13 protein-coding genes and 2 pseudogenes are annotated in these 13,943 nt (G+C 60.3%); 6 read left to right on the forward strand and 9 right to left on the reverse strand.

The window, feature by feature from the left end:
- Positions 1–80: 80 nt before the first annotated feature.
- The 4 genes from AC3WWR_RS29605 to AC3WWR_RS29620 form a co-directional block, all read right to left on the reverse strand.
- Entirely contained in the window at positions 81–998 is a 918-nt protein-coding gene (locus AC3WWR_RS29605) for an SdiA-regulated domain-containing protein (RefSeq protein WP_020797319.1), read from the reverse strand.
- Positions 999–1,116: 118 nt separating this feature from the next.
- Entirely contained in the window at positions 1,117–2,043 is a 927-nt protein-coding gene (locus AC3WWR_RS29610) for an SdiA-regulated domain-containing protein (RefSeq protein WP_020797318.1), read from the reverse strand.
- A gap of 256 nt (positions 2,044–2,299) precedes the next feature.
- On the reverse strand, positions 2,300–2,965 hold the full coding sequence (locus tag AC3WWR_RS29615; RefSeq protein WP_020797317.1) for a fumarylacetoacetate hydrolase family protein: 666 nt from the start codon (positions 2,963–2,965) through the stop codon (positions 2,300–2,302).
- A 30-nt stretch (positions 2,966–2,995) separates the two neighbouring features.
- Positions 2,996–4,390, reverse strand: coding sequence for an FAD-binding oxidoreductase (locus AC3WWR_RS29620; protein WP_033041948.1), 1,395 nt, complete (start codon positions 4,388–4,390; stop codon positions 2,996–2,998).
- A gap of 206 nt (positions 4,391–4,596) precedes the next feature.
- On the opposite strand from AC3WWR_RS29620, the gene serA reads away from it, so the two are divergent.
- Positions 4,597–5,826, forward strand: coding sequence for a phosphoglycerate dehydrogenase (gene serA / locus AC3WWR_RS29625; RefSeq protein WP_020797315.1), 1,230 nt, complete (start codon positions 4,597–4,599; stop codon positions 5,824–5,826).
- 51 nt (positions 5,827–5,877) lie between these two features.
- Here the strand turns inward: serA and AC3WWR_RS29630 are convergent, their stop codons facing one another.
- The gene (locus AC3WWR_RS29630; protein ID WP_020797314.1) at positions 5,878–6,303 is read right to left on the reverse strand and encodes a DUF4399 domain-containing protein; all 426 of its coding nucleotides are present in this window, start codon (positions 6,301–6,303) and stop codon (positions 5,878–5,880) included.
- 136 nt (positions 6,304–6,439) lie between these two features.
- Between AC3WWR_RS29630 and AC3WWR_RS29635 the strand changes: the two genes are divergently transcribed.
- The gene (locus AC3WWR_RS29635; RefSeq protein WP_020797313.1) at positions 6,440–7,024 is read left to right on the forward strand and encodes a transporter substrate-binding domain-containing protein; all 585 of its coding nucleotides are present in this window, start codon (positions 6,440–6,442) and stop codon (positions 7,022–7,024) included.
- A 36-nt stretch (positions 7,025–7,060) separates the two neighbouring features.
- Here AC3WWR_RS29635 and AC3WWR_RS29640 read toward each other — a convergent pair whose 3' ends face one another.
- The gene (locus AC3WWR_RS29640; protein ID WP_020797312.1) at positions 7,061–7,546 is read right to left on the reverse strand and encodes a 2-thiouracil desulfurase family protein; all 486 of its coding nucleotides are present in this window, start codon (positions 7,544–7,546) and stop codon (positions 7,061–7,063) included.
- Between the two features lie 2 nt (positions 7,547–7,548).
- Positions 7,549–8,181: a 2OG-Fe(II) oxygenase gene (locus tag AC3WWR_RS29645; RefSeq protein ID WP_033041949.1), complete on the reverse strand. Its 633-nt coding sequence runs from the start codon at positions 8,179–8,181 to the stop codon at positions 7,549–7,551.
- A gap of 108 nt (positions 8,182–8,289) precedes the next feature.
- Here AC3WWR_RS29645 and AC3WWR_RS29650 point away from each other — a divergent pair, with 108 nt between their 5' ends.
- Positions 8,290–9,042 (forward strand): DUF2059 domain-containing protein, encoded by a 753-nt coding sequence (locus tag AC3WWR_RS29650; protein WP_033041950.1) that lies wholly within the window; start codon positions 8,290–8,292, stop codon positions 9,040–9,042.
- A 119-nt stretch (positions 9,043–9,161) separates the two neighbouring features.
- Here the strand turns inward: AC3WWR_RS29650 and bipL are convergent, their stop codons facing one another.
- A complete protein-coding gene (bipL, locus tag AC3WWR_RS29655) occupies positions 9,162–10,109 on the reverse strand; it encodes a phospholipase BipL (RefSeq protein ID WP_033041951.1) in 948 nt (315 codons plus the stop codon).
- A gap of 95 nt (positions 10,110–10,204) precedes the next feature.
- Here bipL and AC3WWR_RS29660 point away from each other — a divergent pair, with 95 nt between their 5' ends.
- Together AC3WWR_RS29660 and AC3WWR_RS29665 are read left to right on the forward strand one after the other, a co-directional pair.
- Positions 10,205–10,786 (forward strand): DUF6436 domain-containing protein, encoded by a 582-nt coding sequence (locus tag AC3WWR_RS29660; protein WP_033041952.1) that lies wholly within the window; start codon positions 10,205–10,207, stop codon positions 10,784–10,786.
- A gap of 109 nt (positions 10,787–10,895) precedes the next feature.
- Positions 10,896–13,307: a penicillin acylase family protein gene (locus AC3WWR_RS29665; RefSeq protein WP_492599291.1), complete on the forward strand. Its 2,412-nt coding sequence runs from the start codon at positions 10,896–10,898 to the stop codon at positions 13,305–13,307.
- A gap of 114 nt (positions 13,308–13,421) precedes the next feature.
- Here the strand turns inward: AC3WWR_RS29665 and AC3WWR_RS29670 are convergent.
- Positions 13,422–13,574: pseudogene (locus AC3WWR_RS29670) on the reverse strand (helix-turn-helix domain-containing protein); the annotation flags it as partial.
- Here AC3WWR_RS29670 and AC3WWR_RS29675 point away from each other — a divergent pair.
- Positions 13,571–13,872 (forward strand): annotated as a pseudogene (locus tag AC3WWR_RS29675) (phosphohydrolase); the annotation flags it as partial. The pseudogenes AC3WWR_RS29670 and AC3WWR_RS29675 overlap by 4 nt on opposite strands.
- Positions 13,873–13,943: the final 71 nt, after the last annotated feature.

A 13,943-nucleotide genomic window follows, 5' to 3' on the forward strand; every position in this document is an offset into this window, starting at 1 on the left:
CCCCCCCCCCCCCCCCCCCCCCCCCCCCCCCCCCCCCCCCCCCCCCCCCCCCCGCTCCCACAGTTGATTTGCGGTGTTTGTTAGTTCTGCGGTGGTTTCTTGAAGACGTAGAACAGATTCGGTTCACTCACCAAGTACATCGTACCGTCGTCGTCCATGGCGATACCTTCCGCTTGCGGTACGGTCTTTTGCAGACCTTGCCGCCCCTTGTTCAATGACATGGTGCTCAGCGGTCGACCATCCACATCCAGCTCCAGAATCAGCCGCGACTCGTCGGACAGCGCCAGCAAGTGCCCGCTGCGCTCGTCGTATTGCAGGCTCGACAAATCCCGCACAAACATCCCGGCGTCGCGCTTGGGATTGTTGACCACATGTACCGCGTAGGACTTTTCCGGATTGAAATGCGGAAAGCCGTGCACTTCGTAGATCAGCATCGGGTCACGCTCCTTGGCGACAAACAAGCGCTTGCCTACCGAATCGTAAGCCAAGCCTTCGAACCCCTTGTTGCCGCTCATGTGCACACCGAGGGTCATCTGTTCCGCGTCCGCGGCGTCGAGAAAGCTGGTGTCATGCTCCAGATGGATCTTGATCAGGCGCTGCTGGCGCTCGTCCGTGATCACGTAGGTGTCGGCGCTGATGAACTCGACAGCTTCAGGATCACCAAAACCGACCAACGCGATGCGCCGCAAGATCCTGCCGTCGAGCGACAGCTCGATCAATTCGGAGTTTTGATTGGTGACCGTGAACAGGCTTTTGCGCACCGGGTCGTAGGTCAAGGCTGAAACATCATCGTCCAGCCCTTCAATGACCTGCCCCTCCAGCACCACCCGATACTGATCCAGGCCGATGGACTGGGTGCTCATCGGCTGCCAGAGCGTGCGCAGGTTGAACCAGGTGCGCTCGAACAGGCGTAAATGCTGCCCGAACGCGATCAATACGCTCAGGGCAATCACCGACAGGAGCAACAGCAGAGGTTTGGGGCGGGCTAATCGGCGCATTCAGGCGGGCTCGGCTTCAGGACAGGCGGATGAAATATCACGCCTGCCTGAACTGAAGCTTAATGGCCATTGGCCTGATCCTACAACCAGAGGCGAAAAAGCCTACACGAAAAGTTGATTATTTCTGCTTTTCGAAACGGTAAAACAGGTTTGGCTCACTCACGATGTACATCGTGCCGGCCTCGTCCATGGTCACGCCTTCAGCCCGTGGGATGGTTTTTTTCAAGCCGTTGAAGCCACCCAGCAAGGTCATGAAGCTGACCTGTTCGCCTTTCTCGTCCAGCTCCAGCAACAGGTGGGAGTCAGCGGACAACACCAGGGTGTGGCCCGTGCGCGGATCGATGGCAAGGGCAGACAGGTTGCGGATGTCCAGCTCGTCACTGGCCAGCTTTTGCTTGTCGCCGCTGAGCGTCGTGCCGTCGCCTTTCCAGGTGAACAGCGCGGGCGGACGCTCTTCGCCGAGCAGCATTTGCTGATTGCGCGCATCCCATACGACCGCCTCAAACGCCTTGTTCTGGTCTTTCGAAGGGCCAAGGTCGAACTTCGGGAAATCAGCGAAGTTCAGCTCGCGAGTGCCGGCATCGACCTTGACGAGGGAGATCTGGTGGTCACGCTCATCGACAATGGCCAGCATTCCATTGCCCAGCGCTGTTACCCCTTCAGGATTGCTCCAGCCTACCAAGGGCATTTTGCGCAGCACATCGCCTTGCAGCGACAACTCGACCAGGAACGGGTTCTTACCCATTACCGAAAACAGGGTTTTGGTCTGGGCATCGTAGGTGACGTCCGACGCCTCGTCCTTTTCCATGCCCGGAAGTGGCTTGGCGTCGATCACCGCATGATAGTCCGGCAGCCAGACGCTGCCCTGACGTTCGGCCGGGCTTTCAAAACGCTCCAGCACCCAGAGCACGCCGCGGTCATCCCAATGCATGGCAAACGCCAAACCGTAGGCAGCGGCGACCAGCAGCAACAGCCAGGAATACCAACGCAGGGCAAAGCGCGAGCGACGGGCAGGTTTGAGCGACGAGATTGGTTGAGTGGCCATCAGGGCATGCGTTCCAGAAATTCAGGCTAGGGGTAATAGCACAATTTGGCCCGGCTCAGATGCCGAAAGCCGTGGAAATTATCCAGACATCATGTGAAAAAAACGGGAAATGGCGGGATAGGAGCAGTCGCACTGCCCTAATGTAGGAGCGAGCATGCTCGCGATGGTCGCCAACGATAACGCTGGATACCAGGCATCCCGCGTCGATCTCGGGTACATCGCGAGCATGCTCGCTCCTACAAAGGGTTTGCGTTGCTTAGCGAACGCTGCTGGTGAAGCTGCTTGCGCCCGGCAGTTCCAGGACGATCTCGTCGCCGACATTCAGCGGACCCACGCCCACCGGTGTGCCAGTGAGGATCACGTCACCGGCCTGTAGCGAAAAGCAACCGGCCATGTGCTGGATCATCGGCACGATCGGGTTGAGCATCGCACTGCTGTTGCCATCCTGGCGCACTTCGCCGTTGATGGTCAGGCGGATGCCGATGTCGGTCAGGTCGGCGAAGGTGCTGCCGGAAACGAACGGGGCAATCACTGCTGCGCCGTCGAAGGACTTGGCGATTTCCCAGGGCAGGCCCTTGGATTTCAGCTCGGCCTGCTTGTCGCGCAGGGTCAGGTCCAGGGCCGGGGCGAAGCCGGAGATGGCGTCCAGCACTTCTTCAACGCTGGGCTTGGTCGACAACGGCTTGCCAATCAGTACGGCGATTTCCGCTTCGTAATGCACCGAGCCACGCTCGGTCGGAATGCTGAAACCGCCTTCCAGCGGCACCACACAACTGCCCGGCTTGATGAACAGCAGCGGCTCGGTCGGCACCGGGTTGTCCAGTTCCTTGGCGTGTTCGGCGTAGTTACGGCCGATGCACACCACTTTCCCCAGCGGGAAGTGAATACGCGTACCGTCGACATACTGGTGCTGATAGCTCATGGACCGACTCCTGGTTCGTAGCTCTTAAAGTCAAACAGCGAAAATCTTGCCCGGGTTCATGATCCCGTTCGGGTCGAACACCGCCTTGACCGCTTTCATGTACTCGATCTCAACCGGGGAGCGGCTGTAGGTCAGGTAATCACGCTTGGTCATGCCCACGCCGTGTTCGGCGGAAATCGAGCCGTTGTACTTCTCGACAGTTTCGAACACCCACTTGTTGACGGTTGCGCACTTGGCGAAGAACTCGTCCTTGCTCAAGTTATCCGGCTTGAGAATGTTCAAGTGCAGGTTGCCGTCGCCGATGTGACCAAACCAGACGATTTCGAAGTCCGGGTAGTGTTCGCCGACGATCGCGTCGATTTCCTTGAGGAATGCCGGCACTTTCGACACGGTCACCGAAATGTCGTTCTTGTACGGCGTCCAGTGGGAAATGGTTTCGGAAATGTATTCGCGCAGTTTCCACAGGTTCTGCAACTGGGTTTCGCTCTGGCTCATCACACCGTCCAGGACCCAGCCCTGCTCGACACAGTGCTCGAACGTTTCCAGGGCGTGGTTGGCCACTTCTTCGGTGGTCGCTTCGAATTCCAGCAGCGCGTAGAACGGGCAATCGGTTTCGAACGGAGCCGGCACATCACCACGGCCCATGACCTTGGCCAGGGCCTTGTCGGAGAAGAATTCGAAAGCGGTCAGGTCGAGCTTGCCTTGGAAGGCATGCAGCACCGGCATGATCGAGTCGAAATCGGCGGTGCCGAGGACCATGGCAGTAAGATTTTTCGGCGCGCGATCCAGGCGCATGGTCGCTTCCACCACGAAGCCCAGGGTGCCTTCGGCGCCGATGAAGAGCTGGCGCATGTCGTAGCCGGTGGCGTTCTTGATCAGGTCTCGGTTCAGCTCCAGCACGTCGCCCTTGCCGGTGACGACTTTCATGCCGGCCACCCAGTTACGGGTCATGCCGTAGCGAATCACCTTGATCCCGCCGGCATTGGTGCCGATATTGCCGCCAATCTGGCTCGAACCTGCCGAAGCGAAGTCCACCGGGTAGTACAGGCCCTTTTCTTCGGCCACGTTCTGCAGATGTTCGGTGACCACGCCCGGCTGGCAAACGGCAGTGCGGTCGGTGAGGTTCACGTCGAGGATCTGGTTCATGTAGTCGAAGGACACGACCACTTCGCCATTGGCTGCCACTGCGGCGGCGGAAAGGCCGGTGCGGCCACCGGAAGGCACCAGCGCCACCTTGTGTTTGTTGGCCCACAGGACGATGGCCTGGACCTGTTCGGTGGTCTTGGGGAACACGATGGCGGTCGGAGCCGGAGCGAAATGCTTGGTCCAATCCTTACCGTAAGCATTCAGGGAGTCGGCATCGGTCAGCACCTTGCCAGGCTCAACCAGGGTCTTCAGCTCATCAATCAGGGCAGGATTGGTCATCGACAGAACTCTCGAACAATTCATGGTCATCCTGAGAACGCTTCACGTCGCAGGAATGAGTGTTTAGCGGGGTGCATATGCTAGCATACCGACCCCGCAGCATAGTGCCCAACGGCTGTTCTGCGGTGACGGCTTTCTTGCCGTGCGGGTCAGCTCCGGGCTGCTCCCTTCCCTGCCATTTTTCTCCGGGATACAGGTTTACGCAGATGAGCAAGACTTCTCTCGATAAGAGCAAGATCAAGTTCCTTCTTCTCGAAGGCGTCCACCAATCGGCTGTCGACGTCCTCAAGGCGGCGGGCTACACCAGCATCGAGTACCTCACAGGTTCTCTGCCGGAAGCCCAGCTCAAGGAAAAGATCGCTGATGCTCACTTCATCGGCATTCGCTCGCGCACTCAACTGACCGAAGAGATCTTCGATCACGCGAAGAAGCTCGTAGCTGTAGGGTGTTTCTGCATCGGCACCAACCAGGTCGACCTGAGCGCTGCCCGCGAACGCGGTATCGCGGTGTTCAACGCGCCGTACTCCAACACCCGCTCCGTTGCCGAGCTGGTGCTGGCCGAAGCGATCCTGTTGCTGCGCGGTATCCCTGAGAAGAACGCTTCCTGCCACCGTGGTGGCTGGATCAAGAGTGCGGCCAACTCCTTCGAGATCCGCGGCAAGAAGCTGGGCATCGTCGGTTACGGCTCGATCGGTACTCAGCTGTCGGTCCTGGCCGAAGGCCTGGGCATGCAGGTGTACTTCTATGACACCGTGACCAAGCTGCCACTGGGTAACGCCACCCAGGTCGGCAACCTGCACGAACTGCTGGGCATGTCCGACATCGTGACCCTGCACGTACCGGAAACCGCTGCCACCCAGTGGATGATCGGCGAGAAGGAAATCCGCGCCATCAAGAAGGGCGGCATCCTGATCAACGCCGCTCGCGGCACCGTGGTCGAGCTGGACGCCCTGGCGGACGCGATCAAGGACAAGCACCTGATCGGCGCGGCCATCGACGTGTTCCCGGTGGAGCCACGCTCCAACGACGAAGAGTTCGAAAGCCCGCTGCGTGGCCTGGACAACGTGATCCTGACGCCGCACATCGGTGGTTCCACCGCCGAAGCGCAGGCCAACATCGGCCTGGAAGTGGCAGAAAAACTGGTCAAGTACAGCGACAACGGTACTTCGGTATCGTCCGTGAACTTCCCGGAAGTAGCCCTGCCGGCTCACCCTGGCAAGCATCGCCTGCTGCACATCCACGAGAACATCCCGGGCGTGATGAGCGAGATCAACAAGGTCTTCGCCGAAAACGGCATCAACATTTCCGGTCAGTTCCTGCAGACCAACGAGAAAGTCGGCTACGTGGTGATCGACGTAGATGCCGAGTACTCGGACCTGGCGCAACAGAAACTGCAACACGTCAACGGCACCATTCGTAGCCGCGTTCTGTTCTAAGAGCAGCGTGCGGCATTAAAAAGGGAGCCCCTGCGAAGGGGCTCCCTTTTTTTATTTGACGTTTACAGTGATCTTCTCGGAGACGATCGGTGGGTCGAACGGCATGTGACCGCTGTCGCCCAACTCCAGCTGCAAGGTATGCTTGCCCGGCGGCAGCGTTACTTCAGCCTGGGTCTGCGCCTTGCCGAAGTGCAGGTGGTTGGCATCGTTCGGGATCGGCTGGCCAGCCGCCGGCAGTTTGTCCACGTCAATCAGCAGGTGATGGTGGCCCGTGTTTTTGGTGGCATCGCCAGCTGGCGCCAACGCGATGTTCTCGACAGCGAACTTCACCACGAACGTCTGCGGAACCGTGGCATCATCTTTGGGAGAAACAATGGACACTTCAGCACCTTTCGGGGCTGGCGTTGCTGCACTGGCCAACACTGAAACACCCATCAGCAGACCAGCCAGAGCAGCACGTGACATAAAGGTTTTCATTCTCTTCTCCAGTTTTTACGTAAAATTCGCGTGACCATCACAACTTCATGGTCAATCGTTGTCGAAAGGCACTCGACAACCATAGCAAAGCGAGCCTGATCCAGAGCGTCGCGATAATGATTTCAAAGGAGTGACCATGCGTTTTCTGCCTGGCCTGATCTGCCTGCTACCCCTTTTGAGCCCGTTGGCTCATGCCGAACTGATTGACGACGTGAACGATCGCGGTGAATTGCGCATTGCCCTTGAGGCTAATACCCCCCCCTTCAGTTTCAAGGAGGATGGCAATCTAAAGGGCTTCGAAGTCGAGTTGGGCCAACTGCTGGCCAACGAACTGGAGGTTCGCGCCGACTTTGTCGTGACAGATGCCAGTGATTTGCTGGCCGGCGTGGAAAGTGGCAAATACGACATCGCCATCAACCACATTGCACAGACCCCGGCGCTTTCGGATCGTTTCGATTTCACCGAGCCTTACATCAAGGCCAATGCGCAATTGATCGCGCAGAAAGAAGAGCCACGCTCGATATTGCTGGTGCAGTCGTTGACAGAGGCAAAACCGAAAGTGGCCCAGGCAGTGAGCTTGTCGATTCCATTCCAGAAAGGTAACCCGGCGTTCCACGCCAGCCTGGAAAGCGCGCTGCAACGGATCAAGGCGGATGGGCGACTGGAGGCGCTGGAGAAGAAGTGGCTGGGGCCGGATACCGGTGTGGCACCGAACCCCTGAGTCGCAAGCCAAACCTGTGTGGTTTTGTGTGGGTCGTTAATCGAGTGCTGCCAGTGCCTGAGCCGCATTCGCGAGTTCCAGCTCACTGAAGACCCGCACCCCATGGCGCCTGAGCAGCGCCGCCGTGACCCCTTCGCCCGTGACTTTCACTCCACTGAACGTCCCGTCATAGGTCAGCAGATTGCCGCACGACGGGCTATTGGCCTTGAGCACGGCAATGCGTATGTCGTGTTGTTGCACCAGTTCAAGGGCTTGATAAGCCCCTGACAGAAACTGCGCACTGACATCCTCGCCTTCCGTGGTGATCACCGCGGCCTGGCCATCGAGTACTTCGCCGCCCTGCCCACCGGGAATTTCCGCCGCCGCCCGTGGCGTCGGCAGGCCACCGGCAACTTCCGGACACAACGGCACCACCCGACCTTCGTCGATCCACCGCTGCAACTGATCGAAGGGCCCGCTGGCCCCGCCGTCATAACGTACGCGGTGACCCAGCAGGCAGCGGCTTACCAGTATCTTTTGCATGATCAGAACGGCTCATTGCCTCGACGCCGGAACCAGCCGGTCAACGACAGGCGCTCACGGCTCGCAGGCAGGACTTCATGGGGGACCTCCCCCGACAGGAATACCACCAGGCATCCACCGATGGGTACTACATCGTATTGCGCACCTTCTTCCAGGTACATGCGCAACTGACCACCCTGCTCAGGCAGCCAGGCATCGTTGAGGTAGACCACCGCCGACACCATGCGCCGGTCGTCGTCACGGAACCGGTCGACATGCTTGAGGTAGAAAGCGCCAGGCGGGTACATCGCGAAATGACTCTCAAAGTCCTCCAGCCCCAGGAACAGGCCACGGTTGAGCGCCTCGCGCAGGCTGTCCATCAACGCCAGATAGCTGTCGCAGACCTCGACCTGGCCGGGCTCGATCCACTGGATATGATCGCCGCGAATCCCCTCGCGAATCTCCGACGACGGCCCTCGACCCACGGCAGCCGGGGCCAACTCACCTTCGGCCGCACGTTTACGGCACTCAGCCGCCAAGGCTCGGGTCAGATCCTGAGGCAGGAAAATATTCTGCTGCGACCAACCGTGGGTAGCCAGGTCGTCGACGATTTGTAACAGCAGTGGGTGATCAGAAGGTATTTGCATGGCGCGCATAGTATTCCTGCGCCTGAAAATCCGACAGAGCCATGCAGCGGGTTGATACGAATTCTCGACAAGACTGGATGCCACACGGAGAATAGTCGCCTGCTGACAGGAGTCCCTATGCGCCGTTTGCTTTTCTCCCTGCTGATGCTCTGTGTTATGCCCGCCTGGGCAGACGGCCACGCCCAACTGTACAAGGTCGCCGGCTGGCCAGAACAACGCGCGCATTTCAACGACGCCCTCACGGCCGCGCAACAGCGCTACCAAAGCAGCCTGCCACCGGCGGTTTTCCAGGCGCTGGTCGACAACAGCAATCAGCGTTTCGCACCCAAGGCCGTGGACCAGCGTGCCGAAGCACAGCTGCGCAAGAGCCTCGCCGATCCGAAGCCGGCGCTGGCGTTCTTTCAATCGCCGCTGGGCAAGAAAATCGTCGCCGCCGAATTGCTCGCAACCCGCCGCGATCAACTGGCGAAAAATGCCAAGGGCCTGCCCAAGATGCAGGCCAGCGACAGCCGGCTGCTGATCATCGGCCACCTGGCCCAGGCCCTGCCTGCTCGCGAGGCCGGCGCGGAAGTCAGCCTGGCGATTGCCGGTGTTGCGGCCGACAGTCTCAGTTCGATGATCCCCGGCCTGCTCGGCGCCGGCCAGACCCAAAGCATGCTGAATGGGCAGCGCCAGCGCTTGATGGAACAGATCGGCAACGACCTGAACAACACGCTGCTGTACGTCTACCGCGACCTGTCGGATGAGGAGCTCGAAGAATTCGCCACATTTGCCGAGTCATCTGAAGGCAAAGCCTATTACCAGGCGGCGCTGGCGGCGATTCGGGCCGGGTTGGCGGTGGGGCAGAGTACTTCGAATCTGACCCAATAGTTTTCAGCGTCCGCTAGACCGCTTTCGCGAGCAGGCTCGCTCCCACAGTGGATCGAGCTTTCAGATAGACGCGGTCTAATGTGGGAGCGAGCCTGCTCGCGAAGAGGCCGGCAGGGTCACTAAAGATTCCGGCCCTTGATCCGCTTGGTCAAAAACCCGAAATACTCCCCGCGCAGCACCAACGTTTCATTCGCCAGATGATGCCGTGCCTCAGGCAGCATCAATACCTGCGGACGATCGAACTTGCCCCGCAGCACCTCAAGGTTGTGCTGCCAATCCACCGTCATGTCCGCTTGCCCCTGCACTATCAACGGTCGCCTGGTACTTGCCGGCGCCGCTTCGACGCGCTTGATCCAACGCGCCAACGCCCCGACCCATGCCGTCGGCAATCGCAGCGGTTGCAACGGATCGGATTGCAGGAACGGCAAGAACTCCGGGTCGTTGGAGTTCTCGCTGAAACGCCGGGCAATGGCTTTGACGAAAGGCCTGAGCAGGTAATAGCTCAGTTGCGACCAGCCCCACGCCCGTGGCCGCACCAGCGGCGCCAACAGGATCACCTGGCCCTGGGCCGGACTGCCCGCCCCCGCGTTGAGCACATGATCGATCACGATGGCGCCACCAGTGCTCTGGCCACATAGATGCCAGGGTTGTGGCAGCTCGAGCGATCGGGCCTCGGCAAACAAGCCTTGCAGGGTGTCCTGATACTCGGCGAAGTCCTTGATGCTCGCCCGCTCGCCACTGGAAAGCCCATGGCCCGGCAAGTCGCAGGCAATCACCGCGAAGCCTTGCTCCAGCGCCCATTCGATCACATGCCGATAGAGGCCGGTGTGGTCGTAGAACCCGTGAAAGACAAACAGCGTCGCCTTCACCTGCTCTGGCCACCAGACCTGGCTGACCACTTCGTAACCATCGACCTGAAAACAACCGAGGGCGCTGCGAACCTTACGCGAGGAAAAATCCAGTCCATAAAACCGTTGATAAGCCTGGGCCTCCGCCGACAACGGCTGCCCTTGAGCCAGCGGCCGCAGGCTGGCACGCAGATGATCGGGATCGAAGGTCACTGACATGGGCATTCCAGAGCGCGAAGCGGACTTTATAGACCTGCGATATTCATCTGTCGCGGCAAGCATGGCAAGCTAACCGACCCACAAGGAGTGACACCATGCGCTCGCACTATCGCGCCACCCTGCTCGCCAGCTTGCTCGCCCTCGTGTGCGCCGGGGTGCTGTGGGCGGCCTACGATTGGTTTCAGGGGCGCTATCTGCGGGCATTCAGCGAGCACACGGCGTTATTCTCCGGTGATCCGCTACGCCTGCCCGACCATCTCGCCGGCCCCGGCGCCATCCGACTCGTGCATTTCTGGGACCCGGCCTGCCCGTGCAACGTGGGCAATCAACAGCACCTGACCGAACTGGTCGAGCGCTATGTCCCGCACGGTGTGGAGTTCTATGCAGTGCAAAGGCCTGGCAGCCACGGCCAACTACCCGCCACGCTCAGCAGCCTGGAAACCATCGACGTCCTGCCGGGCTCCGAACAGATTCCCGCCAGCCCCGCCGTGGCGATCTGGGATCGCAATGGCAGGCTGGCGTACTTCGGGCCCTACAGTGAAGGCCTGACCTGCAATTCCAGCAACAGCTTTATCGAGCCGATCCTGCAGGCGCTGAACGAAGGCCGCGAAGTGAGTGCCACGCACACACTGGCCGTGGGGTGTTACTGCCCGTGGCCCGTCGTCCCGACGAGTTAACGCAGGCAGCAAACGAGAATCCCTCCTACGGGCGATGGGCCAAACCGGCTTGTCGTGTTAAACAGTCTCGCCAGGGAATTGCTGTCGCACATAACAATAAGGAGTCACCATGAAACGTAGCCTGACCGCGCTCGGTTTGCTGATCGTCGCGCTCGCCGTCGGCGCCGGTTGGTACGTCTACAGCAAGCAGCCATCACGCCAGGGCATGGTGGAGCTGCAGCACCTGCAAGGTTCGGTCACCGTGCGCTATGACGAGCGCGGTATCCCGCACATCCGTGCCGACAACGAAACCGACCTGTACCGCGCCCTCGGCTATGTCCATGCCCAGGATCGGTTGTTCCAGATGGAGGTTTTGCGTCGCCTTGCCCGGGGCGAACTGGCCGAGGTGCTCGGACCGAAACTGCTCGACACCGACAAGTTGATGCGCAGCCTGCGCATTCGCGAACGCGCCGAAACCTATCTGGCGAACATGGACAAGCAATCGCCCGCCTTCCTTGCCCTGCAGGCTTACCTGGACGGCATCAACCAGTACCAGGACGGTCACGCCAAACCCGTCGAGTTCGATGTGCTGGGCATAACCAAGCGCCCGTTCACGGCGCAGGACACCATCAGCATCGCCGGCTACATGGCCTACAGTTTTGCTGCGGCGTTTCGCACCGAACCACTGCTGACCTACGTGCGTGATCAATTGGGTGCCGGCTATCTGAGCGTCTTCGATCTCGACTGGCAGGCCAAGGGCGTGTTGGCGCCCCGACCCAGCGCGGCCCCGTCGCCCCTCGCCAGCACCGACTGGAAAGACCTCAACGCCCTCGCCCGCCTGAGCGAACAGGCCCTGGCCGACAATGGCTTGCCGCAGTTCGAGGGCAGCAATGCGTGGGCGGTTGCCGGCAACCGCACCAAAAGCGGCAAGCCGCTGCTGGCCGGAGACCCCCACATCCGTTTTTCCGCACCGTCGGTATGGTACGAAGCGCAGCTCTCGGCACCGGGCTTCGAGCTCTATGGCCATTACCAGGCCTTGATGCCGTTCGCTTCACTGGGCATGAACCGGGACTTCGGCTGGAGCATCACCATGTTCCAGAACGACGATCTCGACCTGATTGCCGAAAAGGTCAATCCGGACAATCCGAATCAGGTCTGGTATCGCGGCAAGTGGGTGGACATGGTCAGCAGCGAACAACAGATCGCGGTCAAGGGCCAGGCACCGGTCACCCTGACGCTGCGCCAGTCACCCCATGGCCCGATCGTCAACGACGCGCTGGGCAAGAGCGTCGGCAAAACGCCGATCGCCATGTGGTGGGGCTTTCTCGAAAGCCAGAACCCGATCATCGAAGGCTTCTACCAACTCAACCGTGCTGACACCCTGGCCAAGGCCCGTGGCGCTGCCGCCAAGGTCCAGGCTCCCGGCCTGAACATCGTCTGGGCCAATGCCAAGGGTGATATCGGCTGGTGGGCTGCAGCGCAATTGCCCAAGCGCCCGGCCGGGGTGCTGCCGTGGTTTATCCTCGATGGCAGTACCAGCGATGCCGACAAGGACGGCTTCTATCCGTTCAGCGCCAACCCGCAGGAAGAGAACCCGGCACGGGGCTATATCGTCTCGGCCAACTTCCAGCCGCTGTCGCCGACGGGAATGGAGATCCCCGGTTATTACAACCTCGCCGATCGAGGCCAGCAGCTCAATCGCCAGCTCAGCGACAAGAACGTCAAGTGGGATCTGGACAGTAGCCAGAAGCTGCAACTGGGCACCACCACCGCCTACGGCACGCGCCTGCTGGCGCCACTGATACCGACCCTGCGCGAAGTGGTCAGCGACCCTTCAGAGCTCAAGCTGGTGGAGCAACTGGCCCAGTGGCAAGGCGACTACCCGCTGGAGTCCACCAGCGCGACGCTGTTCAACCAGTTCCTGTTCAACCTGGCTGACGCGGCGATGCATGACGAACTGGGCAATGACTTCTTCGAAACGCTGCTCTCGACCCGGGTGATCGATGCCGCCCTGCCGCGCCTGGCAGCGACGGCGGATTCACCGTGGTGGGACAACCGTAATACCCTCGGCAAGGAAACCCGCGCCGACACCGTCAAGGTCGCGTGGCTTGCCAGCATCGCCCACCTCAAGGCCACCCTGGGTGCCGATTCCTCGCAATGGCAATGGGGCAAGGCGCACACGCTGACCCATGGCCACCCGCTGGGGCAGCAAAAGCCATTGGATCGGATCTTCAATATCGGTCCGTTCGCGGCTCCGGGCACCCATGAAGTGCCGAACAACCTGTCGGCCAAGATCGGCCCGGCACCGTGGCCGGTGACGTACGGCCCATCGACCCGGCGCCTGATCGACTTCGCCGATCCGGCGCACAGTTTGACGGTCAACCCGGTCGGCCAGAGTGGCGTGCCGTTCGACAAACACTTTGACGATCAGGCTGAGGCGTATATCGAGGGGATTTACTTTCAGGCGCATCTCAATGATGAAGAGGTGACGGCGAATACGCGCAGTACGTTGAAGTTGCTGCCAGCGCGGTCCGGGCAATAGATTTTCATTGGTCGGGCTGACGTCTTCGCGAGCAGGCTCGCTCCCACATTAGAGGACACTCGGTCACCTGTGGGAGCGAGCCTGCTCGCGAAGAGGTCCTCAAGAATAAATGGCTCAAACCATCGCCGAAAAATTCTGCCTGAACTGCTGGGGCGTCACCACCAGCCTGCGGTTGAACACGCTGCGCATGTGTTGGGCATCGCGGAAACCGCACTGGTAAGCCACGGTCTTGAGCGGCGCGCGGGTGCTTTCCAGCATCACCCACGCCGGGCGTGCCGCAACACCTGCGGCCGACCGTGGCGCTGGTGACCGCTGGCGTTGAAATGGATGTGCTGGGCATGGACTACGCAGCGTTTCCACCGTGCAGCGTGAAGCGGTGGTGCATGCGCATCCACGGGGCGAAGGGTTCAAGGAGTGCATCATCTGCGCCTTTGCCGACGGCTTGCACCATCGTCCGCAGACCACGTTCGGCAATGTGAAGACCGATGTCTTGATAGATCAGGAACCGGGGTTCAAGCCGATGAATTTTGTCGAAGTCATTCGCCAATCCCCTTGGGTTGCCTAAAGCAAATGTGGGAGCGGGCTTGCTCGCGAAGAGGGAGTGTCAGTCCACATATTCGTGACTGACACTCCCTC

The sequence above is a fragment of the Pseudomonas sp. EB271-G4-1 genome, from assembly GCF_058791355.1.